This window comes from Flammeovirga kamogawensis (assembly GCF_018736065.1).
In the GTDB taxonomy this organism is placed as follows: domain Bacteria; phylum Bacteroidota; class Bacteroidia; order Cytophagales; family Flammeovirgaceae; genus Flammeovirga; species Flammeovirga kamogawensis.
Window position 1 is genome coordinate 3,077,501 of sequence record NZ_CP076128.1, and the last position, 24,236, is coordinate 3,101,736.

At 30.8% G+C, this 24,236-nt stretch carries 17 protein-coding genes and 1 rRNA gene (1 of these 18 cut by a window edge); 7 read left to right on the forward strand and 11 right to left on the reverse strand.

Features of this window, described 5'->3' with window-relative positions; translation table 11 throughout:
• Both KM029_RS12365 and KM029_RS12370 read right to left on the reverse strand, forming a co-directional pair.
• A 16S ribosomal RNA gene (locus KM029_RS12365) occupies window positions 1–338 on the reverse strand; it reaches 1,187 nt to the left of the window's first position.
• A 474-nt stretch (window positions 339–812) separates the two neighbouring features.
• Window positions 813–3,275 (reverse strand): M14 family zinc carboxypeptidase, encoded by a 2,463-nt coding sequence (locus tag KM029_RS12370; protein ID WP_144073566.1) that lies wholly within the window; start codon window positions 3,273–3,275, stop codon window positions 813–815.
• Window positions 3,276–3,514: 239 nt separating this feature from the next.
• Between KM029_RS12370 and KM029_RS12375 the strand changes: the two genes are divergently transcribed.
• Entirely contained in the window at window positions 3,515–3,916 is a 402-nt protein-coding gene (locus KM029_RS12375) for a hypothetical protein (protein WP_144073567.1), read from the forward strand.
• Between the two features lie 50 nt (window positions 3,917–3,966).
• Here the strand turns inward: KM029_RS12375 and clpB are convergent, their stop codons facing one another.
• Both clpB and KM029_RS12385 read right to left on the reverse strand, forming a co-directional pair.
• Window positions 3,967–6,576 carry an ATP-dependent chaperone ClpB gene (gene clpB, locus KM029_RS12380; RefSeq protein WP_144073568.1) on the reverse strand — a complete coding sequence of 870 codons (2,610 nt, stop codon included), beginning with the start codon at window positions 6,574–6,576 and terminating at the stop codon, window positions 3,967–3,969.
• A 462-nt stretch (window positions 6,577–7,038) separates the two neighbouring features.
• Window positions 7,039–8,832: a glycoside hydrolase family 15 protein gene (locus tag KM029_RS12385; protein ID WP_144073569.1), complete on the reverse strand. Its 1,794-nt coding sequence runs from the start codon at window positions 8,830–8,832 to the stop codon at window positions 7,039–7,041.
• 261 nt (window positions 8,833–9,093) lie between these two features.
• On the opposite strand from KM029_RS12385, the gene KM029_RS12390 reads away from it, so the two are divergent.
• Both KM029_RS12390 and KM029_RS12395 read left to right on the forward strand, forming a co-directional pair.
• The gene (locus KM029_RS12390; RefSeq protein ID WP_144073570.1) at window positions 9,094–9,483 is read left to right on the forward strand and encodes a DUF1573 domain-containing protein; all 390 of its coding nucleotides are present in this window, start codon (window positions 9,094–9,096) and stop codon (window positions 9,481–9,483) included.
• Window positions 9,484–9,640: 157 nt separating this feature from the next.
• Window positions 9,641–10,927, forward strand: coding sequence for a hypothetical protein (locus KM029_RS12395; protein ID WP_144073571.1), 1,287 nt, complete (start codon window positions 9,641–9,643; stop codon window positions 10,925–10,927).
• Between the two features lie 77 nt (window positions 10,928–11,004).
• Here the strand turns inward: KM029_RS12395 and KM029_RS12400 are convergent, their stop codons facing one another.
• The 5 genes from KM029_RS12400 to KM029_RS12420 all read right to left on the reverse strand — a co-directional run bounded on the left by KM029_RS12400 (window position 11,005) and on the right by KM029_RS12420 (window position 19,885).
• Entirely contained in the window at window positions 11,005–15,873 is a 4,869-nt protein-coding gene (locus KM029_RS12400; protein ID WP_144073572.1) for a DNA repair ATPase, read from the reverse strand.
• Window positions 15,874–15,948: 75 nt separating this feature from the next.
• Entirely contained in the window at window positions 15,949–18,081 is a 2,133-nt protein-coding gene (locus KM029_RS12405) for a flotillin family protein (RefSeq protein WP_144073573.1), read from the reverse strand.
• Window positions 18,082–18,122: 41 nt separating this feature from the next.
• On the reverse strand, window positions 18,123–18,752 hold the full coding sequence (locus tag KM029_RS12410) for an OB-fold-containig protein (protein WP_144073574.1): 630 nt from the start codon (window positions 18,750–18,752) through the stop codon (window positions 18,123–18,125).
• Between the two features lie 147 nt (window positions 18,753–18,899).
• Window positions 18,900–19,391, reverse strand: coding sequence for a tetratricopeptide repeat protein (locus KM029_RS12415; RefSeq protein ID WP_144073575.1), 492 nt, complete (start codon window positions 19,389–19,391; stop codon window positions 18,900–18,902).
• Entirely contained in the window at window positions 19,391–19,885 is a 495-nt protein-coding gene (locus tag KM029_RS12420; RefSeq protein ID WP_144073576.1) for a nucleoside deaminase, read from the reverse strand. Before KM029_RS12420 ends, KM029_RS12415 begins: the two co-directional genes overlap by 1 nt.
• Window positions 19,886–20,185: 300 nt before the next feature.
• Between KM029_RS12420 and KM029_RS12425 the strand changes: the two genes are divergently transcribed.
• The 4 genes from KM029_RS12425 to KM029_RS12440 all read left to right on the forward strand — a co-directional run bounded on the left by KM029_RS12425 (window position 20,186) and on the right by KM029_RS12440 (window position 22,432).
• Window positions 20,186–20,809, forward strand: a complete 624-nt coding sequence (locus KM029_RS12425; RefSeq protein ID WP_144073577.1) for an RNA polymerase sigma factor — start codon at window positions 20,186–20,188, stop codon at window positions 20,807–20,809.
• Window positions 20,766–21,020 (forward strand): hypothetical protein, encoded by a 255-nt coding sequence (locus KM029_RS12430; protein WP_144073578.1) that lies wholly within the window; start codon window positions 20,766–20,768, stop codon window positions 21,018–21,020. The genes KM029_RS12425 and KM029_RS12430 overlap by 44 nt, the downstream gene beginning before the upstream one ends.
• 105 nt (window positions 21,021–21,125) lie before the next feature.
• On the forward strand, window positions 21,126–21,554 hold the full coding sequence (locus KM029_RS12435) for a transposase (protein WP_205125428.1): 429 nt from the start codon (window positions 21,126–21,128) through the stop codon (window positions 21,552–21,554).
• A gap of 20 nt (window positions 21,555–21,574) precedes the next feature.
• Window positions 21,575–22,432, forward strand: a complete 858-nt coding sequence (locus KM029_RS12440; RefSeq protein WP_205125414.1) for an IS3 family transposase — start codon at window positions 21,575–21,577, stop codon at window positions 22,430–22,432.
• 44 nt (window positions 22,433–22,476) lie between these two features.
• On the opposite strand, the gene KM029_RS12445 is transcribed toward KM029_RS12440, so the two are convergent.
• Both KM029_RS12445 and KM029_RS12450 read right to left on the reverse strand, forming a co-directional pair.
• Window positions 22,477–23,586, reverse strand: coding sequence for an outer membrane beta-barrel protein (locus tag KM029_RS12445; protein ID WP_144073579.1), 1,110 nt, complete (start codon window positions 23,584–23,586; stop codon window positions 22,477–22,479).
• Window positions 23,567–24,127, reverse strand: a complete 561-nt coding sequence (locus KM029_RS12450; RefSeq protein ID WP_144073580.1) for an RNA polymerase sigma factor — start codon at window positions 24,125–24,127, stop codon at window positions 23,567–23,569. The genes KM029_RS12445 and KM029_RS12450 overlap by 20 nt, the downstream gene beginning before the upstream one ends.
• Between the last annotated feature and the right edge of the window lie 109 nt (window positions 24,128–24,236).

Sequence of the window (24,236 nt, forward strand, 5' to 3'; positions counted from 1 at the left end):
GTCTGGCCCGTATCTCAGTGCCAGTGTGGGGGACCTTCCTCTCAGAACCCCTACCCATCGTCGCCTTGGTAAGCCGTTACCTTACCAACTAGCTAATGGGACGCATATCTATCTCTGTCCGATAAATCTTTAATCTTTAGTGAATGCTCACTTAAGATACCATGGAATATTAATCCGGATTTCTCCGGGCTATCTTCCAGACAAAGGCAAGTTATATACGCGTTACGCACCCGTGCGCCGGTCGTCAGCAAGTGCAAGCACTCCTGTTACCCCTCGACTTGCATGTATTAGGCCTGCCGCTAGCGTTCATCCTGAGCCAGGATCAAACTCTCCGTTGTAAGAGTTTTTAGATCAAATAAATGATCAATGTTTTATACCTGTCTCTACGAACTGTTTAAAAGAATTAACTTTATTAGGATCCGCTTTCGCTGATCTTATAATTACTTTGCAATACATTAAAGAACGTTTAAGCCGAAGCTTAATGAACTGACAAATCAGTTTTTATTACCAACAAAACCGTTGTTTCATTGATTACCTCCCTGAAGAAGCGAGTGCAAAGGTAAGATATTTACATTTAAACTTCCAAATGTTTTTTCAATTAATTTTAAAAAAAATATTTGAAGATTATCTTTTCAATTAGTCTATACTAATCTAAAATAAAAACCTTAACACAATACATATATAAAGCTTCTCTTTTGAAGCGAGTGCAAAGGTAAGAATAGAAAAATAAAGTGCAATAAAAACTATCAATAATTATATTAAACAAATTATAATAATTATGTAAGACATTATTTAACAGATAAATAAGTTCTTTATTTTGTTGAGAAAAATATCGAATTGCTAAAGATTTGCATTCCAGAATTCCAAAACCCTCTAAATACTGGTGATTCTACGAAGTAAATCACTTCTCCGTTTCCTATGTTTTCAGCTGCTATCATACTCTTACCTGGTAAGTCTTTAATAAGAGTGCCACCTATAAAGCCAGACATTAAAGGGGAGTCAGGGATGTAAGCAAGTGTATTTTTCATTTTAGGTAAAGTGATACTATTCTGTTTTAAAGAATAATAATATTCCATTCCTCCGTTAGAAATATTATTCTGCTTATCTAGTTCTACTTTAATTATTGCTCCTACTGCTTTATTAGTAAGACTAGTTCTTAACTTGCTTGTATTTTTATCTTTCGTATTAAAAATATTTTCACCTTCTTTTAATGCATAAAGTTCTGATGCTTTATTTTCTGCAAAAATATTGATAGCATTTTCAAATAAAATAGCCTTTCCTCCTCCTTTCACATAGTTATAGATTATATTCTTAGTTGAGTTACCATAAGTACCATCCCCAACTATAACAACATCTGACTTTTCTAGCTTAGAAACTGATAACCTGTTTGATTGAATAATATTTATAGGGTAACCAATTACCTGATCGAAATAAAACCAAATCCCTCCAAAATCAGTAGCATTAGTCTCTTCTCCTGCAACTACGGTAATATTTAAGGGTGAAATAAACTCGGAGCATTCTAAAAGTTGCATACTATTCTGTATTTTAACTTCAGCTTGAAACTTATCTCTTAATAAAGAAAATAAAGAAGCTTTACTACTTGAAAGTAATGATACTTCACTTATTATAATACTCCCTTGATCAAACTGTTCTCCATTCAATGTAGTATCACTCTTTAAGTAACCAAGGTTTATATTTTCATTCATTAATCTTGATATAAATTTAACTTGGTTTAAAGAAGACCATGGAATTACATATACTGACGTATCTGTAGCAGCATTAGTATTAGTGTTATCTAATTTATATTTTTTAGTTACTACTGTTAGTTTTTTCGTTGTTTTTATGACATCTAAATTATAAGCATACGGTAAGGCCCATGAAGTTAGATCGTATGTTAAAGAATCGTTATATATTACTTCAGGTGAGAAAAGTACATCCAAAGCTCTTCCCATTGTTTGATTATTAGTTAATATTATATCTCCTTTATTGATAGAATATTTATCAGTTCTTTTTGATGAATACCTATAACCTTCAACTTCAAATGAATTTATTGATTGACTAAATTCAATTTGATGTTTCTGTAATAAACGTAATAATGTATTTACTCTTGATTTATCTTTAGCAATTCTTACAATGTATGTAACATCATTTTTATTCTTTTTGTAATCAAAATAGTTCTTATATTCTTTTAAAAGTTGATCCTTATATCTACTTGCAGTTATTAATGTCATTAAAGTTGTTTCAAAATGCTTTTCAATTCTATCATTCAATGTTAACTCTTCAGATCTTTTTGTTCTTTTTAAAGACAAACCTGCAACACCATGTCCACCTTGTTCGAAGGTAAACCCTACTGCACCATTTAAACAAGTCCAGCTATCACCATAACTTGGATAAAGTAAATCAAAAACCTCTTCTGTAAAATAATTCCAATTTCGCTCTTTAAATACTTTTACATATTCTTTAGATGCTATTCTTTGATATTCTCTTTGCCAATCAGTAATTGCTGTATTGATAGGTTCCGCAGGAGGTCCAAAAAAATATGAATACTGAGGCATCATTTCATGAAAATCAACATATACCTCAGGCATCCAACTTCTATAAAATTTTGTTCTTTCTTGAGTTTCTTTTTGGGTGAGCCAAGCCCAATCTCTATTTAAATCAAAAATATAATGATTATATCTACCAGAAGGCCAATTTTCTATATGAGTCCAATCATTAGGACTTGAGTTGATAAAATGACCTTGTTTTTGATTGTATGAAGCTACATAACGGTCTCTACCGTCAGGATTCATACATGGATCAATTATTACTACTATGTTTTCAAAAATTTGAGAAAACTCAGTAGCATTTTTTACTGATGTTACTAATTCATATAAAACCTTTAATGCTACTTCAGAACCTGAAGCTTCATTGCCATGAACGTTGTAACCCAACCAAACAATTGGAATGTCTATTGTTGGTTCACCTGCCAAAAAACCTGCTCTCTGTAAATTTGATATTCGTATTTCTTCTAACCTCTCAATATTGTGAGGAGATGAAAAAGCAAGCGCAATTAATTCTCTTCCTTCTGAAGTTTCCCCATAATTAAATAATTGTACACTCTTAGACTTTAAAGAGAGCTCTTTACAATAATCAATAATTTTATAATGATAAGTAAATTTAGTACCTAAGGAATAGCCTAAGAATTCAGAAGGTGATTTTATTTCTTGGCTGAAAATTGGGCTTGCTAAAAATTGAAAACAGATCAACTGAATTAAAAACAGTAGTCTAGGCATATTGGTAAGTATGTAAGTCTATTTCTTTATTTAAAAATTAAACTACAAAGAATTATCTTAATCATCTATTTAATCTAAACACTTATATTAATAATAATCAGATTATGAGATAATTATATTTTTTATTAAATAAGTAACTTTTTTACGCTTATATTTCATTAACAACTATTAATTGTTATATTTGGAATGCAATAATCCCCTATTGTACAATTAACTAAATAACATTAACTGTATTTTTAATGCGACTATTATCCTTTTTTGCAATCATCTACATAGCTACTTTATGTAATGTGTTTGCTAATGTCGACAGTAACGAACCTACTTCAAAGTCTAAAGCAGAAGAAGTAAGTAATTCGAATGTCAGGTATATTTTTCTACAAGCAGTGAAAAAAGACTGTTTAGAAGGAGATACTGAGATCCTTTCTTCGATTATCAGAGTTGATATTTCTAACTTTTCTGAGCAAAAGTTTTCTTTATTGACAAAGTTTCAAGAAATGGTTCAGGTTAAATATCCTAAGAACGTTATTCATGTGAATTTGAATAGTATTCATGGAATTTATACCGATTTGCGAGCAGCATCTACTGCAAAAAAAGCAGTAATTGATAATGTTGGCCAATCTAGTTCGATCGTCATAAGATAACAAAAAAGGCGAAATCAATATTGATTTCGCCTTTTTTAATTCCATCTATTTTATTTATTCTTAAATACTAATTGATCATTTTCAAGATCAATTAATACTATAGAATCTTTTTCAACTTTTCCACTCAAAATAGATTTTGATAGATCATTCAAAATATATCTTTGAATAACTCTTTTTAAAGGTCTAGCTCCAAACTCAGGCTCATAGCCTAAATCAGCTACTTTTTTAAGAGCTGCTGGAGTAATCTCTATTTCTATACCATTTGCACGGATACGTTTCTGTATATCTTTAAATTGAATTGATGCAATTTTACCCATATTCTCTCTTGTTAGAGGTTGGAACATACATATTTCATCTATTCTATTTAAAAACTCCGGACGAACTGTATTTTTTAATAAATCAAGTGCTTGAACTTTACACCCTTCTAGAATTTCTTCTTTTTCTAAAACAGTTCCAGCTTTTTCTAAATCTCCTATTTTCTCCATCATGAAATGTGCACCCATATTTGATGTCATAATCACAATAGTATTCTTGAAATCAGCAACCCTGCCCTTATTATCAGTAAGACGTCCATCATCTAATACTTGAAGTAAGATATTAAAAACATCAGGATGAGCTTTTTCTATTTCATCTAATAAAATAACAGAATAAGGTCTTCTTCTTACTTCTTCTGTGAGTTGCCCGCCTTCATCATAACCAACGTAGCCCGGAGGAGCTCCAATCAAGCGGCTTACAGCATGTTTTTCTTGATATTCTGACATATCAATACGAACCATAGCTTTTTCATCATCAAAAAGATAATCTGCTAATGCCTTTGCTAATTCTGTTTTACCTACACCTGTAGTTCCCAAGAATAAGAACGAACCAATTGGTCTTCTTGGATCTTGTAACCCAGCTCTACTTCTTCTTACGGCATCAGAAATAGCTACAATTGCTTCATCCTGTCCTGCAACACGATTTCCTAATTCAGTTTCAAGGTGTAGTAATTTTTCTCTTTCTCCTTGAACCATTTTAGCAACAGGGATTCCCGTCCAACGTGCTACAACTTCGGCAATATCTTCAGATGTTACTTCTTGACGAAGCATTACATTTCCAGATTGAGATTCAATTTCTGATTCTTTTTGTAAATCTTCTAATTGCTTTTCAGCATCTACAATTTTACCATATCGAATTTCAGCAACTCTTCCGTAGTTACCTGATCTTTCTGCTTGATCAGCTTCTATTTTATATTTATCAATATCACGCTTTAACTGCTTAATTGCATCTAATGTTTGTTTCTCACGTTTCCATTCATCTTCTAGCTCATTAAGTTTTCCTGTTAAAACTCGAATTTGATCAGTTAAGATATTTTCTTTTTCTATATCTTCTTCCCTTCTTATTGCTTCTCTTTCTATTTCAAGCTGCATTACTTTTCTCTTGATCTCATCTACCTCTTCTGGCATTGAGTTCATTTGAATACGCATTCTAGCTGCTGCTTCATCCATTAAATCAATAGCTTTATCTGGAAGAAAACGGTCTGAAATATATCTATTTGATAATTCTACTGAAGATATAATTGCGTCATCTTTGATTCTTACACCATGATGTACCTCATATTTTTCTTTTATCCCTCTTAGAATTGAAATTGCATCATCTACAGATGGTTCTCCTACATTTACAGGTTGGAATCTTCTTTCTAATGCTTTATCTTTTTCAATATATTTTTGATACTCTTTTAATGTTGTAGCACCAATAGATCTTAACTCACCTCTAGCCAAAGCAGGTTTTAGTAAGTTTGCAGCATCCATTGCACTGTCTCCACCAGCACCAGCACCAATCAGAGTGTGAATTTCATCTATAAATAAGATTATTTTTCCTTCAGCACTTTGTACTTCCTTGATTACAGCTTTTAATCTTTCTTCAAATTCACCTTTAAATTTAGCTCCCGCTACCAAAGCACCCATATCTAAAGAAGCAATACTTATATCTTCAAGGTTTTCTGGAATATCTCCAGATACAATTCTTTGAGCTAAACCTTCTGCAATTGCAGTTTTACCAACACCTGGTTCACCAATAAGCATTGGATTGTTTTTCGTTCTTCTTGAAAGGATTTGGAGAACTCTACGAATTTCTTCATCTCTTCCAATTACAGGATCAAGTTTACCATCTCGTGCCATTTGAGTTAAATCAACAGCATATCTTTCTAAAGATTGATATTGACCTTCTGCATTTTGATCAGTTACTTTATTTCCTTTTCGTAATTCTACTATCGCTTTTTTAAGATAATCTACTGTAAAACCTGCTTGTTTTAGCAAAGAGGCTACTTTATCATTACCATCTAAAAGTCCTAATAATATATGTTCTACAGCAACAAACTCATCACCCATATCGGTCATGAACTGTTCTGCTTTTTGTAATGTATTTGCAGAATCATTTGATAAATACGGATTTTCTCCTGAAGATTTAGGATATGTATTTACAATTGCATCTACTTGAGTATCTAAAGTCGCTTTATCAGCTTTTATTTTGTTGGTTAAAAAAGTAACCATATTATCCTCTTGTTGGATAATAGCTTTTAAAATATGACCTGTTTCAATTATTTGTTGTTGTAATCCTTTCGCTATATTCTGTGCCTTTTGAAGCACTTCTTGCGAACGGATTGTATATTTTTCAAAATTCATGTTTTAATTATTTAATTGAAGTTATTGAGACCAAATTAAACGTCGTATAACTAGTTAAAAACTATATTATTTAACTGATTAATATCAATAATTGATCAAAAGTAACTTTTCGGACATATTTTCATAAATATATTCTTTTCTGAAGTGGCGAAAAGACAAAAAGTCATTAACACATTAAAAATCAATACTTTAAAGTGACTTAATGTCATATTTATGAAAATAATAATTTTGTATATCATTTTACTATGAATTATACATTTACTATTGTCCATTCCTTTAATTTACTTGTCTCTGTTGCAGAATCAATTACAAACTATATACTATGATGACTTTTTTAAAATATTTCGGTTTAGCAATAATTACATTTTTCATACTGATTAAATATATCATTATTGGAAAATAAAAAAGGGAAACAATTCATTACAAACTGTTCCCCTTTGATATAATATCTGCTATTAACTTTTACAAAAAGTTAGGTAAATCTAATTTTTTAGAAATTCTATACGCTGCATTCATTAAGCCAACATGACTATATGTTTGTGGAAAGTTACCCCATTGGCTTCCATCTTTAGAGTCTACATCTTCTGAAAGCAGACCAACATGGTTGGCATAACTACTTACTTTTTCAAAATAATCTATAGCTTCTTTCACTCTTCCTACACATGCAAGTGCTTCTATATACCAATAAGCACAAATTAAGAAAGTTGTTTCTGGTGCTCCAAAGTCATCTACGTGCTTATATCTATAGAATAAGCCATCTTTTGCCATTAGTTCTTTTTCCATACCAGCTAGATGTCTTCTTGCTCTTTCTGAATTTGGATCGAGGTAATTCATAGTAATTAATTGCAAACATGAAGCATCCATATCTTTTGCTCCAGCGGCTTGCATATATACACCTGTTTCCTCATCATAACATTTTTCGATCATCTCTGCAGCTCTTTCTTTTATCTTAAGTGCTTTGTCAGCCATCTTAACATCTTCAAAATATTGAGCCATTTTATAAGCAGCAGAAGCCCCTGCCCAGTGGAATAAAAATGTGTAGCAATAATGACCAGGGCGATCTCTAAATTCCCATAAACCTGCATCTTTCTCTTCCATAGTATCTGCAATCTTCTGAAGTGTATGTTCTACTAACTTCTTGGTATGCATTCTATACTTATTGGTAAAACGCTTATCTGCATAGAGTGGTAAAAGTGATGTCAATACTTGTCCATAAACATCGTTTTGAATATGAGTATATGCATCATTACCTATTCTTACAGGTTTATTTTCTCCTAAATACCCTTTTAATGGCATCTCAATTTCTGTAATCTCCTTTTGAGCAGTAATTGTGTAAAGAGGTTGGTACCTATCTTCTTCTTGCTTAGTAACATTCTCTATGTATTTAAAATATGCTTCTACTTCTTCAAAGTGTCCAATATTATTAAATGCATTTAATGTGTAATAAGTATCTCTCATCCAACAATACCTATAATCCCAATTTCTAGTACTTTTATGGTATTCAGGAAGAGAAGTTGTACCCGATGCAATAATAGCACCTGTATCTTCGTATTGATGTATTTTTAAAATTAATGAAGATCTAATTAGTTTTTCTTGGTGGAAGAAACTAATACTTGTTGATTTTACCCAATTTCTCCAATAGCGCTTTGTTCTAGTATAAAACTGTTCTGCTGTATTTTCTATCGCGGCTTCTAGTGGAGCTCCATAAGTAAGCACCATATATACTGCACCTCCTAAAACGAAAGAGTTTTCTTCCATTACATATGAAAGTGGAATATTGGTTGTTAATCGCATTTGCTGATCAAAACCTTCATAGCGAATATGATTACTCCCTTGTGATTTTTGAGGAATCATTTCACCATAATTTCCTACTGGGTTACAAACTACTTTTATTGATGGAGTACCTTGTAGAGGTTCTATCTTTCTCACCATCATTAAAGGTTTATAATAACGATCATCTTGCTCAAACCTAGGTGCAAAATCAGTTACTTTAAAGTCACCATCCTCTGTGTATATTTCTGTAACAAGAATATTTGTATTCTCAACATAATATTGATTTGTCTTCTTAATTTTTGCCGTTGGCTTTACAGAAAACTCACCTCCCTTTTCATCATCTAGTAAGTCACCAAAAATAAAACTACTATCAAATCTTGGCCAGCATAACCATCTAATACTTGCTTTTGTATCAACATATGCCATAAATGCGCAATTACCAATCACGCCCATATCGTACTTGTTATGAGTCTTTTTTTTCATGTTTGAATTTTTAGTTAATTATTGTTTTATGGATGTGAGTTCGTAACAATTTACTATAAAAATAGGCAAATTAGTACAGATTAATAATTTTTAATTGAGATTATAATCAATCGACTTTTAAAAGTATTTCATAAATGATAAAAGATAAATTGTGTTTGTCTTGTCATTTTTGAATGAAATTTGCTTAATTAAACTTATACAATAGTATGGTAATGCAAAATGTAATGCTTAATCCTATTTTAATTAATAATCAAAGAAGAAATGAAAAATCTATTTTTTACATTATTACTTAGTCTAATTGCTTTTACTGTATCTGCACAAGATTCAGCTGGTCCAATTGTTACCTTTCAAGAAAGTACTTATGAGTTTGGAGATATACATCAAGGAGATGTAGTTGAACATATATTTAAATTCACAAACACTGGTGATGCTCCTCTTGTTATTACAAACGTAACAACAACTTGTGGATGTACAGCTCCGAAATGGCCAAAGGAACCAATTGCTGTTGGAGATGAAGGTGAAATTATTGTTCGTTTTAATAGCCGTGGTAAGAGAGGTGTTCAAAATAAGCCTATCACTGTGTATTCAAATGCAAAAAATACTACTCGTATTTCTATCACAACAAATGTTTTAGTAGAGGAAAAAAACTAAGTCTTATACCTTATATACACTTTAATTTTTTTACGCATTATTGACTCTTTCTTTTTAAAATATTTATCCTAAATATTCTTAAAAAGGCATCTAAAAGAGCTGATAATGCGTTTTTATTTACATATGTTTTTTAATCAATCTATAAACTAATACTATTATGGCTATTCTATTTTACGTTATTGTATTTCTATCATTAGTGTATAGTATACTATCGATCTTCCCTAAGTTACAAGAGAATTATTCATTTTTAAAACCAAAAGTTGGTGCAGTTACTTTCTTTTCAGCTGTTGCAATTATTATTATTTCTAATGCAATAATGTGGGCTGAACCTGGGTATCAATATTTTGTTACTTACCCTAATGGACAGAAATCTGCTATTATGAGTGAAGGTTATCATTTTACTTGGTTTGGTAAAGTGCAACCTTGGAGTAAATACATTGATATTACAACTGAAGATGTAGATGATGATGATAACTCTTCAATGAAAGCTGTACCAATTCGTTTTATTGATCAAGTTACAGCATTAGGTTATCCTTCAGTTAGAGTACAAATGCCAAGAACTGAAGAAGCATTTATTGATGTAGCTATTAAATTTAGGTCTCAAGAAAATTTAGTAGCAATGACTTTAATTCCTACAATAAGAGAGCAACTTGTAAACACAGGTTATATGTATGCTGCACAAGACTATATTTCTGGTGATGCACAATCTTTCCGACAAACATTTGAGGAACAACTAAAAGATGGTTCTTATGAAGTTAGAAAAATTGAAATTGCCGATACATTATTTGATCAAGCAATCCAACAAGATGAAAGAGGTATTAAGGAAATTAGAAAAAAATATCTTGTTGAAAAAGTAGCTGATGAAAATGGACGTTTTAAACGTATACCTAATGAAATTTCTGAAAATCACATTCTAATTTCTCAAGTAGTGTTACCATCTATTGATATGGAATCTTCTTTCAAAAAACGTCTTGAATCACAAAGAGATGAGTCTGCAAATAGACAATTAGAAATTCAGAGAATTGAAACTGCAAAAGCTGCTCAATCTAGAATTTTAGCTGAAGGTGAAAGAGATAAAGCTGAAGAAAGAGTAAAAAGAGAAAAAGAACAAGTGTCTAGTTTAATTGCTATTGAAACTCAACTTAAGCAAGAAGAAACAAATAAAAAATTAGCCAAAATTAAATTCGAAACTGCTCAATTAGAAGCAAAAAGAGATAAGGTTATTGCAGAAACTATGGCCTATGCTAACAAACAACTGGTTGCTTCTGGTTTAACTCCAGAACAAAAATCTCTTTGGGAATACAGAAAAGACTCTGTTAAATGGGCAAACATTAGTAAAATAAAATTACCTGAACAATACTTCTCTGGTCAAGGTGGTAGTAAAGGTGGAGATTTATTATCTACAATAATTGCTGGGCAAATTGCTTCTTCTAAAGTGAAATAAGTATTATTTTTAATTAAAAAAAGCTCTAAAACTATTCATCAGATGATGTTTAAGTTTTAGAGCTTTTTTAACCTTAATTACTTCACAACGTAAATCATTTCTTTTTTAAGTGATTTAATAGCTCCAGAAATATCAGATAAATGAGTCAACATTTTTTCACCTTTCTGATCTCCTAGAACTTTTAAATTATTTTTCTTCCTAAAAGTCTGTTTGATTTCTTCCCATCGATTAAACTCCTCCTCTGTTAAAATTTCTAACGATTCTTTAAATTTTAAGAGGTTTTCTTCGGCAGCACTAGTCAATGTTTGCGATTCATTTTCGTAATGAGAAATAACAAGATCCTTTAATTCAGTATCATTCATTATTGGAGATACCTTTTCTGCTAATTTATTCATATTACGATATGAACCTTGCAATTTAAATGGAGGTTCAATTCTATAATCATCATCTTGAGCAGCTGAGGAAACATAATTCTGATTTACTTTTAGAATTACATCTTGTACATAAAGTAATTGTTTAAATACTTTTATACTTTCTTCCTTTTCATCTGTAGATAAATTTACTTCTAACTCTAATGTTGAAAGACTATCATTTTTTATAGATGAAATAAGTTGATACAGGTCTTTTTTAGGATAGTTAGTCCATTGAGATATAAATTGATTTGACGTAAGACAGTTTTCGATATAGCTTAATTCAAATGCTGTTTGAGTACTTCCTATCACTTCACCCAAATTATAAGTATCAGCTCTATTTGCTAACATATCAGGAATTTGAAACTTATCACCTGATTCTGTATATGGATTTCCTGCCATAATAACACAAAACCTTTTACCTCTCAAATCATATGTTTTGGTATCACCATTATATACACCTTCTATTTTACGTTGACCATCGCACAAAGAAATAAATTTTTGTAAAAATTCTGGATTACAATGTTGGATGTCATCTAAATAAAGCATTACATTATTACCCATTTCTAAAGCTAAACCTAGTTTTTCTAATTCTTCTCTTGCAGTTGCATTAGGAGCTTCTTCTGGATCTAAAGACAATACTTGATGTCCAATTGATGGTCCATTTATTTTCATAAAAATAAGCCCTAGTCTATTGGCTACATACTCCATTAATGTTGTTTTACCATACCCTGGAGGAGATATTAATAGCAACAAACCCATTAAATCTGTTCTCTTTTTCTTTCCTGAAGCTCCAATTTGTTTAGAAAGGTTTTCTCCAATTAATGGTAAATAGACATCATTAATCAATCTGTTTCTTACAAAAGATGATAATACTTTAGGTTCGAAAGATGTTAATTTAATATCTTTTTTAAATTCGGATAACACTTTTCCTCTTTGTTCAATATATGTATTAAACAAAGGAAGGTCTTTTCTAAGATGTTTTTTAATACGTTTAGAGAAGTCATGATAATTTAAAACATACTCTCCATTATTAATTAATGTATGATCTCCTAATAAGCCAGTTATAGATTCAGTATGGTTTATTGATACTACTTGTCTTTCTGCATTAAAAGTATCTACTAAAAGTAAACTTGCTTCTAAGGTATATTGGGTATATTTAGCAACTTCCCCTTTAAATGCTGTTGATTTAAATAGTGTTTCCCATCCAATATCTAAAAATGTAATCAGTTGATCCCAGTCTTTAGATAATCTTTGAATATTATTTTTAAATGGTTCAACAAGATTTTTAGAAATCAATAACCTATTGAATTCCTCTTTTAAATAGTCTGCTTCTGCACTTACACTAAAATTAGACTCTGAAATTAAATCAATTAAGCAAAGTGCTATATCTGTTGCATTAATATCATCTTGAATATTTAATTTTTCAAGAACAATATTACTATATGGGATTATATATTTTAATATTGATGATGGGTCAACTTTTTCTAAAAAAGCTTGTTTAAATAGCGAAAAGCCTGTAGACCACTGATTTATTCTTTCTTTTTCTTCTTTAGGTAATTCTTTTAACCAAACCAATTGAGCTAACGCTCTTGTTTTAGTATCGTAACATAAAGTTTTTAAAGATAAATTTAATGCAGAATATGCTTGAATAATTTTTACAGCATCAACATCATGTACTCCTTTTAAATACCCTTCATTTAATGCTTTACTCATATATTCTAACACCTCTTTATCTAATTGTTCTTTTGATAAAGATTGAATAATTGATGTATTGCCTCCATATTTTTGATTTACAAAAACATAAGCCAAATATTCTGCTCTATAAACAGATGAAGACTCTGAAGGAATTGACATTGTCCACACATCTTGTGTACTCTCTAACGCTGTATTTTGTACTTCTGTAAAAAAATCTGTTCCTGTTAAATGGTAAAACAGATTCCCTTTCCTTTCTACAATAGTTGCATTTAATTCTTGTTGACTTACAGCGAAAGAATGTTTACCAAACCTAATAAATCCAGGACCATCAACATTTAATTCTGATCGGTCTCGTAATTGTCTTACAGCTTCTTTCTGTGCATTTTTTAATGCTCCTAAAACTTCTTCCGCTTTAGAAGTCTCTCCTATTTCAGATAATTTAGTTGATGTATCTCTTAATTTTTCAATTAATAAATCCGTTGAGAAGTAAGCTATCAATTGATCTTCCTTTTCAATCTTTTTTGCTTTTGATAAAATTGATTGAATCATTCTATCAGCAGAATTTCGTAAACGTATTGATTTACGATTACGTACCTCTTCTAATTGAATTTTCTTATTTTCAAATGCACTCGCAACTTCTTCTCTTTTTATTTCTAATTGCTCAGCAAAAGAATCATGTTCAGAGAATTTACCTTCTAACTCTTCTATTTGAGCAGATAATTTACTTAGGTACTCTTCACATTCTTCTGGGCTATTTGCTATATCTAAAAAACTAGATACTGATTGTTCCAATAATCTAAATTGAGCTGTAAATTCTGCATTTGCTTCAGCTTTAGATAATTGTGTCTTTTTCTCTTTAGATTGGGCTTTTACACTATTTAACGACGAAAACAGATTAGAAATTCTATTTATTATTTCTGCAGTTTGCGTTGGGTCTTTGATATTTAAATTAGAAACTGTTTCAATAAGTAATTCTAACTCCTTACCTATTGTTGCTAACTCTTCTATTGCTTCATCAATATCTACAGTTTTATCTATAGTTTCTAATGCCTTTCTTATTTCACCAATTTTAGAAACAAATGCATTTAAAGCATCTTCTCCTAAAAGAAAACGTGTACAGCGTTCTCCTAATTTTTGTGTCTGCTCTTTTAATTTAACTTCCCACTCTTCTAGTGGTTCAATAGAAATATATCTAACCTCTTTTAAGCCTACAGCTTTTCCTCTTAAGGCTCTTAAAGTTGCAAGAGCCTTTACAAAACCTGTTATATCTTTATAGGTTTCCCTATCTGTTTCTCTAGTTATCTTAATACACTCTGTATTAAATGCAGTTTCTTCTTCTTCTGCATTTTTACGTTGTCTATTTACTTTTTCATACTCTTCTATTGCAGCACCAGCAGTATTTTGAATCGATAATAAAGGAGTAGATAATTTACCTACATCTTCTCGTTCTAGCCAAGTGTAAATATCTAAAGTACTTGTAGTCTCATGAAGAATATCAGAATATAAACCAAGGTAGCTATCTGGCTTATTACAAAGTACATGTATACTCTTCATCTGTGCCATTGCCTTTACAACTTCTTTATTCCCAACATTTATTAAAAAATGTTCTTTTGTACTTTGTATTTGAACAGCATCTGGATCTACAAATGGAGATTGAAGAATTTGTAATGTATGTGTTTTTCTTGGTTCATTATCAGATTTAAAATAAACCAATTCTCCATTCTTAAATAATGAATACCCATTACATTTTAAAGGAGGCTGAACTGTTTGTTCAATAACATTATAAGATAATAATACATACTCTCCTGTGTCTCTTTGATAGAATACGAAGAGGTAGTCTTCTCCATTTGGGGCTACTATCTTTTTCTTAAATACCCAATCATGCTCAATTTTTTCAAATATCTTGTACTCACCATTTTGTAGATAATAACCATTTGAAAAAATGACACCTTGTTCCTCAGGTAAAAGGATACAAGCATTTGATATAGCATTAACCCGTAATGCTGTTTTAAGTTTATCGTTATAAATAAAATAACGCCATACTTTCTCTCTATACGGAAGTACTTTCAATAAAATTAAATTACCTAAGTCAGCAAAATGAATATCTCCATCTTCTAATCTTTGATCTTTTTCATCTACCTCTTCAGCTAAAATACCTTCACCTTCAGAAGTATTATCTTCAATTTTAATTGTTAGATCTCCCCCTACAGTTTCTACAAATACCTTATCATTTATAGAAACATGAGGATGTAATCCCTCTCTAAAATCTTCTCTCTTTGTTTTAACCCATTCAAATTCATGTTGAGAAGGAAACTTAACTTCATGTTCACTCCTGGCATCTACATATTTAAGAGATTCATTCTCTACACTCCACTTAAATGCCTTGATATCTCCAACACGATCGCTTATTTGAAACAGCATAAACAAGCTATTCCCAATTTTAAAAAATTGAGTAAACTTTGTGTCTTTATTGTATTGATAGAGCTCTCTAAAATCTTTTATAAATTGTTTATCATTTATAAGATTTAATGGTTCCGCATGGAAAGAATGAGATTCGTCCTTATAAGAATAAATGCTAAATACATCTGATAAAGTCATCTCAGTTCTTAAACCAAGTTGAACGTTATAACCAAAAATAAATGTATTACCAATAGGAATCATATCCCTTGCTGTACAATTATTTTCTGTCATCAATCTATCTGATGCTATTAATCCAATCTCAATTGAACCAAATAAATCTTTCCTTAGTGTATTTAATGCATCTAAAGAGTTTTGGAGTTCACTGCTGCTTTCTTGTAGTCTTTTTTGAAGAAGTTCGTATGTTCCGTTTTCAAGCATGAGGGTTGGAATTTTAGGAGAAAAATAGAGTTACCTCTTTTGGGTAAAAGAAGTAACTCTAAAGAAAGTAATTATTTAGTTTAATAGTGTTCCTGCTGCAACATTTGCAATACCAGATTTCTCTGCAGTTAATAAAGCACTATCTAACCAAGTTTTAGATTGATCATCTTGTGCCATTACCTTCATTTTACTTAATAATCCAGCAACACTAAGATTTTTGATATCTTCTGTAGAGATACCAAATTGATCTATATAACCTCTTACTTTACCAATAATATTTTTTCCGTCAGAATCATCTAATAAATTTTCTTTTACTTCTGTAGCCACAGAACTCGTTTCAAAGAAAGAATCAACGGCATCGCCCATAGATATTGACTTAATAATTCTATCATATACTTGAGTTTCTCCACCTACAATACGAATATCACTACTCTTCACAGCTTCAGCCATAACTGTAGCTTGGGCTTTAGTTAACTCTTGTTGCATTTCGAATTTAGCCAATGATAAATCTTTCTCTTGATTTAATTGAAGTTTAAACTTCTCTAACTCTAAAATTGCACCATCCATATGTTGTGCCGCTTTAGCTTCCGCTTCAATTCTCTGTGCTTCTATAAGTGCTTTTTGTTCTAATACTTTTGCTTCTGCTAAACCTTCTAATTCAATTGATTTAGATTTCTGCTCCATACCTTCTGCTTCAGCAATCATTTTCTTACGCAATACTTCTGCTTCAGCTTCACCTAATTGTCTATTTGCAGTAGCTTGAGCTTCGGAAGTTGTTGCAATAAACTGAGCTTCTGCTAATGCTTCTTTTTCTTTTGCTAAAGATTTAGCTTCAGATACCTGAGCTTCTGCAAACCCTTCTGTTGCTTGTTCTTTTACTTTTGCTTCTGCTAAAGTTTTAATTGCAGCTGCTTTCTGATTAGAAGTTTCAAAATCTGCTGCTGCTTCAATTTTCTTTTGCTCTGCTTGTAATTTAGAAGCTTCTTTTGCTGCTTCAGCTGCTTTTAATTCAGCCATTAAGCTTTCTTCTGCTTTTTGTTCTGCCAAAGTAATTGCTACTTTTTTCACACGCTGAGCTTCAGAAAATGCTTGTGTATCTTTGATTCTTTCTTCCTCTTCTACTACAGATTTCTGAACTGCAATACGTTCTTTTATTACATCTTGAATATCCCTTTTTTGTTCTTCTAGAGATTTCTCTTTTGCAATAACGGCTAACTCTACAATCTTATCTTTTTCAGTTTGGGCTAACTTCTGTTCTCTATCAATTTTTTCATTTTCTAACGCTTCAGTCTTCTCTATATTTTTACTAGCTACTAATATTTCTCGTTCTTTATTTTTTTCTTGAATTTCAAGTTCTTCATCAACATGAAGTTTCGCTTTTTCTGCTTTTAACCTTTCTTCCTGAACAACCGTTTCCGTTACAGATTCCTCTCTTGCACGAAGAGTTTCAATTTCTCTTTTCTGTCTTTCTTCAGCTTCGGCTTTTTGTTTATCTAGAATAAGAACAGCTTCAATCTTTTCAACATCTTGTTTTTTGATCTTTTTTTCTTCATCATTTTTAATAAGGTTAGCCTGAATTTTTTGATTTGCTGTTAAATCAATAATCTTCTTAATGCCTTCCGCATCTAAAATATTATCTGGATCTAAATACTCAATTTTAGTTTGCTCCAAATAATCTATTGCACAATCATCTAAAACATACCCATTTAAATCTGTTCCGATAATATCAATAACTTCTTGTTTCATTTTTTCACGAGAAGTGTACAATTCAATAAAATCAAAACGTTTACCAATTGTTTTTAATGCTTCAGAGAACTTAGCTTCAAAAAGCGAGAATAATAATTCTGTATCTGATGCTCTTTCACAGCCAACTGTTTGTGCAACTGTTGCAATATCTTCTTCTTGGTTATTTACACGAATAAAGAATACCACTCGAATATCTGCACGTAGATTATCTTGACATATCAGTCCCTGTTTCCCCTCTCTACTGATTTCGATACTTTTTAAAGAAACATCCATTCTTTCTGCCTTATGGATAATAGGAATTACAAGGCCACCTTGAGTGATAACTCTTAGACCTCCCATACCTGTTCTTACTAAGGCTTTACCTTGAGGTACTTTTTTGTAAAAACTAATAATTGAACCTAATGTTCCAAAAATAAGAACTGCGACAATGCCCATCACTGCCAGTAACATTTGTGAATCCATGAAATAATAGTCTAGTTAATTAAAAATTAAGAAATTAAGTTTTATTCGGATATTGGTTGAACCAAATAACATTTTTCAGAATTATCGTATTCCAAAATTAACGCTTCTTCTCCTTTAGAGATATTCTCGTTATTTGAAGATTTTATATAAATTTTTTGCTCAGCTTTTCCTACTCTTACAGAAGCCTGACCTTTTCTATTATGGCTTGTAGCTAAAATAACTTTACTTACTTTCCCGATTATAGTTCTATCCTCTTCCTCATTTAATTTTTTAAATAAAATTGAAAAAGGATAAGCAAAAAATCGAGTTAAGAATATTGATAAAAATAAAATTGGTAAAAATGCTACTACAGCATATATAACTGATTCATTTCCTAAATAATGATTTCCTAAAACAGAAAACACCCACATCAAAGTAGACAATACAGTAATTATAATCATTATCGGAACAGTGCCTAGGTATAGGAATTGTGCAGAAGATGCCCAAACTGATGAACTAAAACTGACATCATCAATATCTAAATCGACATCTACATCACCTTCAAATTGTAAATCAATAAAGTCTGGAGTTATAAAACCTACAAATACATTTAACCAGTATAGTAAGCATAAAAAAAGAAGAAAAGTATACGGTAAGTTGATTAGTTTCAGAGAGTCTTCCAGTAATTCCATTTTAGTTTTTTTAAGAGTAAACTAATATATGAATATTACACATCATAATTTAAATAATGCGAATATTTAAGATTATTAACGGGTTTAAATACTAAATGGTTGATGAGTTTTACCCTATCAACCATTTGTTTAACATTTTATAATTTTTTATTGCTCACCAAATTTATCATTTAAAAAATTATATGCATCTTCTGCTTCTTTTTTATTAAATGATGCTAATGCATCTGCTAGCTCTTTTCCTTTTGGGTATCCTCCAAACATTGCAGGAGCATTGCCGTAATATCTCAATAAACCCCAATATGCTGGAACGTGTTGATTATCTAATTCTATAGCTTTCTCAAAAGCTTCTTTTGATTTTGGAGCAATCTGGATCAACTTAAACATATTAGCTCCTTTTGCCTGCTGACCTAAACTAGCACCATAATAGTAATAGTAATCAGCATTATTTGGAAACTCATTCTTTAACGTTTCGAATATTTCTTCAGCTTCTTCATTTTTCCATTGTTTTAAAAAGCTTAATCCTAAAAGTTCTTTTGCTTTAGGGTCTTTTTCTAAAAATGGTTGAAGTACCTCTCCTAATTGATCAAATTGATCTTGATCTAATAATTTTTCTACTCGTTCTATTATTTCCTTTTCCATTATTTTTTTCTTTTCTCTCTTAATCGTTTAAAGAAGCTCATTAATAAATTATGACATTCTTCCTCAAGGATTCCTGTTATATATTTTGACTTTGGGTGTGCTAATTTATTTGAATAAGCTCTAAACCCCCTTTTATCATCTGGTGCTCCATAAACTATTTGACCTAGCTGTGCCCAAAAAATTGCACCAGCACACATTGCACAAGGCTCTAATGTTACATATAAAGTACAATCTGATAGATGTCTTGATCCTAAATAATTTGTAGCTGCAGTAATTGCAAGCATTTCTGCATGTGCAGTGGGATCATTTAGTTTTTCTGTTTGGTTATATCCTTTACCTATTATCTTACCATTTGCTACTACTAATGCTCCTACTGGTATTTCATCTTCTTCAAATGCTTTTTGAGCTTCTGCTAGAGCTAATTGCATAAATTTAAAATGTTCTTTAGAAATTTTATCAGACATAAATTGTACTATTCTAATATTTGTAAACATTATGACTAAGTAGTCATTTTTATGAATAATTAAATTAAATCAATATTTTATTGACTTTTAAGAAGTCAAAACACCTTGTTAATAGCCTATTTAGACGAATAGCATCTTTTTTTCGATGAACACACTATATAGTTAGATGAAGCAATTTTTAATTTCTTAATAAATTCAAATATTTACAAACAAGGAATTTATGATAAAGTACTTCATTATTTCCTAAGAGTGTAATTTGTACATTTTTACAAATTAATTATTGAACTGTATAATAAAGTACTTTGAATTAACGTTTTAAATACGCGAAGCATGAAACAATATATACTATCTGACCAAGAATTAATATCTCAATACCTTAACGGTAGCGAAATTGCTTTTGAACAACTATTGAATAAATACAAAAACAAGCTATTTACAAGTATTCTACTTATTGTAAAAGACGAATATGTAGCTGAAGATTTATTGCAAGATACATTTATTAAAGCAATAAAAATGATCAGAGCAGGTAAGTATAATGAGGAAGGTAAATTTATGCCTTGGATTTCTCGCATAGCACATAATATGGCTATTGATTACTTCCGTAAACAAAAGCGTTACCCTACTATAGTCATGGAAGATGGTAGTAGTGTTTTTGATACTTTAGAATTCTCTGAACATTCTTTTGAGGATAAGAAAATTCAAAAAGAAACTCAAGATAACGTAAGAAATTTGGTAGATCGTTTACCAGATACTCAAAGGGAAGTATTAGTGATGCGTCATTATATGCAAATGAGTTTCCAAGAAATTGCTGATTCTACTGGTGTTAGTATTAATACTGCATTGGGTAGAATGCGTTACGCCCTCATCAATCTTCGCAAAATGATGGAGCAACAAAGCGAAAATTCTACTAATGCAGTTAGACAAAAAACATCCACACAAAGAATCTCTTCTTAATAAGGTAATTCTTCAATTATATAACGAAGAGTCTTTATCACTTGATGATAAAAAAATTATCTCAACAGATGCTACGTGTAAAAAATTCCTAAAAGATGGGACTACTACAAAAAATGCTTTAGATAAAATTGAAAAAGAACCTAGTATTAGGTCTATTAAAAATATATTGGAATTCGCTAAAAAGGCGATTGACAACGACGAGTCTAATTGATTTTAATAAATTAAACTCTTAAAAAAAGGCTATCATTTTGATAGCCTTTTCTTTTTCTTAAAAGAATGTCTCGTCCTGAATTAGTGTTACACAAAACGTAACATTATGAATGAAGATCAAGAATATCAGTACACTAAACGTACACAAAAAGATTACAGCTACTCTTTTAAATTACAAGTTGTAGATGAAGTGGAACGAGGGGAAATAGGTATAACGGCAGCAAGACTTAAATATGGAATACAAGGTCATGGTACCATCCGTACTTGGATAAGAAAGTATGGTAATTTAGATTGGGATAATAAATCTGATTTAAAAATGGGAAAGACACCAGAACAAAAATTATTGGAGCTAGAACAAAAGGTTCTATTATTAGAGAAGCAAAAAGCTTCTTTAGAAAAACAACTCTACGTAACAGATAAAAAAGCAATTTTCTTTGATATGATGATCGATATTGCTGAGGATGAGTTTAATATTCCTATTAGAAAAAAGTCTTTACCCAAGCAGTTGACCAATTCAAAAAAGAAGAAAAAATAGGAGTCAAACCGACTTGTGAATTGCTTGGGTTAAATCGACAAATTTATTATCGTTCGAAAAGAAAAGTAAAAAAGAATAATAGTATTGCATCTAAAGTAGTAGACTTAGTGAAAAGAATTCGTTTGAAACAAACTAAAATAGGGACAAGGAAATTATATCAATTACTTCTTCCTGAATTGCAATTACTAAATGTAGGTAGAGATAAGCTTTTTGATATCATGAGGGCTAATCGACTCGATATCAAGCCTAAAAAACAATATCATGTCACTACAAATTCTCATCACAGGTTTAAAAAGCATAAAAACCTTATTGAGCATTTGGAAATAAATAGACCTGAACAAGTATTAGTTTCTGATATAACTTACATAGGTGAGCGAAGTAACCCAATGTATCTATCCTTAGTAACAGATGCCTATTCTAAGAAAATAATGGGGTTAAATGTATCAGATAGTTTGAATGCAAATGGAGCTATTGCAGCATTAAAAGAAGCACTGAAAAATAGAAACTATGTTGATTTACCAATGATACACCATTCAGATAGAGGATTACAATATTGTAGTCACGAGTATCAACGACATCTTCAGGAAAATAAAGTATTGTGCTCGATGACGGAATCTTACGATCCTTATCAAAATGCGGTAGCAGAAAGAATAAACGGAATTCTTAAGCAAGAATTTATTTTAGGAATAAAAATTAATGATCTCGATTTAATGAATAAATTTATTAGAGAATCTGTATATATTTACAATAATGAAAGGCCTCATTGGAGTAATTATATGAAGACACCTGTTGAGATGCATCAGCAAAGTGAAATAAAAATGAGAACTTATAAAAGTAAAAATAGCACCGAGTCTACACTCGATGCTATCAATATATAATAGGTCTAAATCTGTAACGCTATGGACGGACTAGACAGAACCTTCTAAATAATATTATATTTTAAACCCATACTTACAGCGTATGCTTTAGGTGTTAAAGATATATCTTCATTTGTACTCTGATCTGTTAAAGACATTCCATAAGATGTTCCTAGCTTTACAGAATATTTTTCTGATAACTTATAATTTAGTTCCGCTCCTACTTGAGCGGTTAAGGAAACAGTAGATAGATCACTTCCATTTATTAAAGTATCATTTGTTGTTTTATGCTGAAGTAAAACATTTGTGACTGCTGCTGCATGTACACCTAAAGACCACTTTTCTTTTTCAAAAGCATATCCAACTTTTACAGGTATAGATAATACTTTTTGAGCTATTTCTCCTGAATTATCATTATGATTTACAGTATAAAGTAGATCTGTGAACTTTACTCCTAGAGCTAAAAACTGTCCTTTATTAAATTTTACTCCACCTTCAATACCTATAACTGGTGCAATTGCAGTATTCGATATTAATTGATCATTTACTTTTAGATTTGGATCAATTGACTGCATTTCTATATTTACACCAATATAGTTTTGCTTCTTTCTTTTATTTCCTGATACTGTCCCTGCCGAAATCAAATTCTGATTATAACTTGAATTTAAAGCTAAATCATTTTGTATATCAGTTTTTTCTCTTTCAATTCTACCTAATTCGTGGTAAACATATTCTGATGTTTCTTCATCATTATCAATTACTTTTTTAGTCTCAGTTACTATCTTTCTAGAAGGTATATCATTCATTTTATCTGTAAAATCAATTTTTGATATATTTTCTACAATCGATATTTTTTTAGAAGGTACACCTTCTAAAATATTTACTGGTAATACTGATGCTGTTTCAATTTTTTTATCATTAGTAATAACTTTAATACCTGCAAAAGATTCCTCTCTAGGCATATCATATTTTACTAAAAAACTTGTCAGTAAACCAACTGTAATCATTGCAGCAACAGAACGAAGAAAAGTATGATAGCTTTTCTTTTTATTAAAACCATCAATTTCTTCTTCTATTGAATCCCATAAGTCTGCAGGTGGAGCAACACTTTCATTTTGAAATGCATCTTTCCACACTTTTTCAAAATCTCCGTAATTATCCTCTTTCTTTTGCATAACAATATCTTTCAATTTCAGATTCTTCAATCATTGCCTTAAGTAATTTTCTTGCTCTCGAAAATTGAGATTTAGAAGTACCTTCTGTAACACCCGTCATTTCTGCAATTTCTTTATGCTTATAACCTTCAATAGCATATAAGTTAAAGATTACCCGACAACCATCAGGTAAACGCTGTAGAAGATTTAATAACTCTTGAAAGCTATAATCGTTTAACGCCATTGCTTCTTCTTTCAGGTCATACATATCGTTTACATCCATCATAGGATATAAGTATAATTTAGACCTCTGAAAGTTAATTGCAGTATTCACTACAATTCTTCTCATCCAATGTTTTAAAGATGATTCATTTCTAAAAGTTCCAATTTTTTTAAAAATCTTAATAAACGATTCTTGTACAATGTCTCTTGCATCTTCTTCTGTTCTGGAATATCTACAAGCTACAGACATTAGCGCACTACTGTATTGTTCGTAGAGTCTTCTCTGGATTCGTTTATCGCCGTTTTTACAGCCTTCGATTAAATCTTCGTCTTGAAACATGATGGATTTAAGTTACGTTTTATCCTTTACAGGATTAAAAAAATCAATATTTCAGTTTCTACATTAAAATAAAGAGACTTCTTTATTATTTAATTTGACACTACTCTTG

What these genes read in the sequence shown, in the direction of transcription:
- KM029_RS12390 (WP_144073570.1), top strand. Translation starts at nt 9,094, where the DNA reads ATGAAAAATCTATTTTTTACATTATTACTTAGTCTAATTGCTTTTACT.
- KM029_RS12400 (WP_144073572.1), bottom strand. Translation starts at nt 15,873, where the DNA reads ATGCTTGAAAACGGAACATACGAACTTCTTCAAAAAAGACTACAAGAA.
- KM029_RS12450 (WP_144073580.1), bottom strand. Translation starts at nt 24,127, where the DNA reads ATGTTTCAAGACGAAGATTTAATCGAAGGCTGTAAAAACGGCGATAAA.
- KM029_RS12385 (WP_144073569.1), bottom strand. Translation starts at nt 8,832, where the DNA reads ATGAAAAAAAAGACTCATAACAAGTACGATATGGGCGTGATTGGTAAT.
- KM029_RS12410 (WP_144073574.1), bottom strand. Translation starts at nt 18,752, where the DNA reads ATGGAATTACTGGAAGACTCTCTGAAACTAATCAACTTACCGTATACT.
- KM029_RS12370 (WP_144073566.1), bottom strand. Translation starts at nt 3,275, where the DNA reads ATGCCTAGACTACTGTTTTTAATTCAGTTGATCTGTTTTCAATTTTTA.
- KM029_RS12435 (WP_205125428.1), top strand. Translation starts at nt 21,126, where the DNA reads ATGAATGAAGATCAAGAATATCAGTACACTAAACGTACACAAAAAGAT.
- KM029_RS12430 (WP_144073578.1), top strand. Translation starts at nt 20,766, where the DNA reads ATGCAGTTAGACAAAAAACATCCACACAAAGAATCTCTTCTTAATAAG.
- KM029_RS12415 (WP_144073575.1), bottom strand. Translation starts at nt 19,391, where the DNA reads ATGGAAAAGGAAATAATAGAACGAGTAGAAAAATTATTAGATCAAGAT.
- KM029_RS12395 (WP_144073571.1), top strand. Translation starts at nt 9,641, where the DNA reads ATGGCTATTCTATTTTACGTTATTGTATTTCTATCATTAGTGTATAGT.
- KM029_RS12420 (WP_144073576.1), bottom strand. Translation starts at nt 19,885, where the DNA reads ATGTTTACAAATATTAGAATAGTACAATTTATGTCTGATAAAATTTCT.
- KM029_RS12375 (WP_144073567.1), top strand. Translation starts at nt 3,515, where the DNA reads ATGCGACTATTATCCTTTTTTGCAATCATCTACATAGCTACTTTATGT.
- KM029_RS12405 (WP_144073573.1), bottom strand. Translation starts at nt 18,081, where the DNA reads ATGGATTCACAAATGTTACTGGCAGTGATGGGCATTGTCGCAGTTCTT.
- clpB (WP_144073568.1), bottom strand. Translation starts at nt 6,576, where the DNA reads ATGAATTTTGAAAAATATACAATCCGTTCGCAAGAAGTGCTTCAAAAG.
- KM029_RS12425 (WP_144073577.1), top strand. Translation starts at nt 20,186, where the DNA reads ATGAAACAATATATACTATCTGACCAAGAATTAATATCTCAATACCTT.
- KM029_RS12445 (WP_144073579.1), bottom strand. Translation starts at nt 23,586, where the DNA reads ATGCAAAAGAAAGAGGATAATTACGGAGATTTTGAAAAAGTGTGGAAA.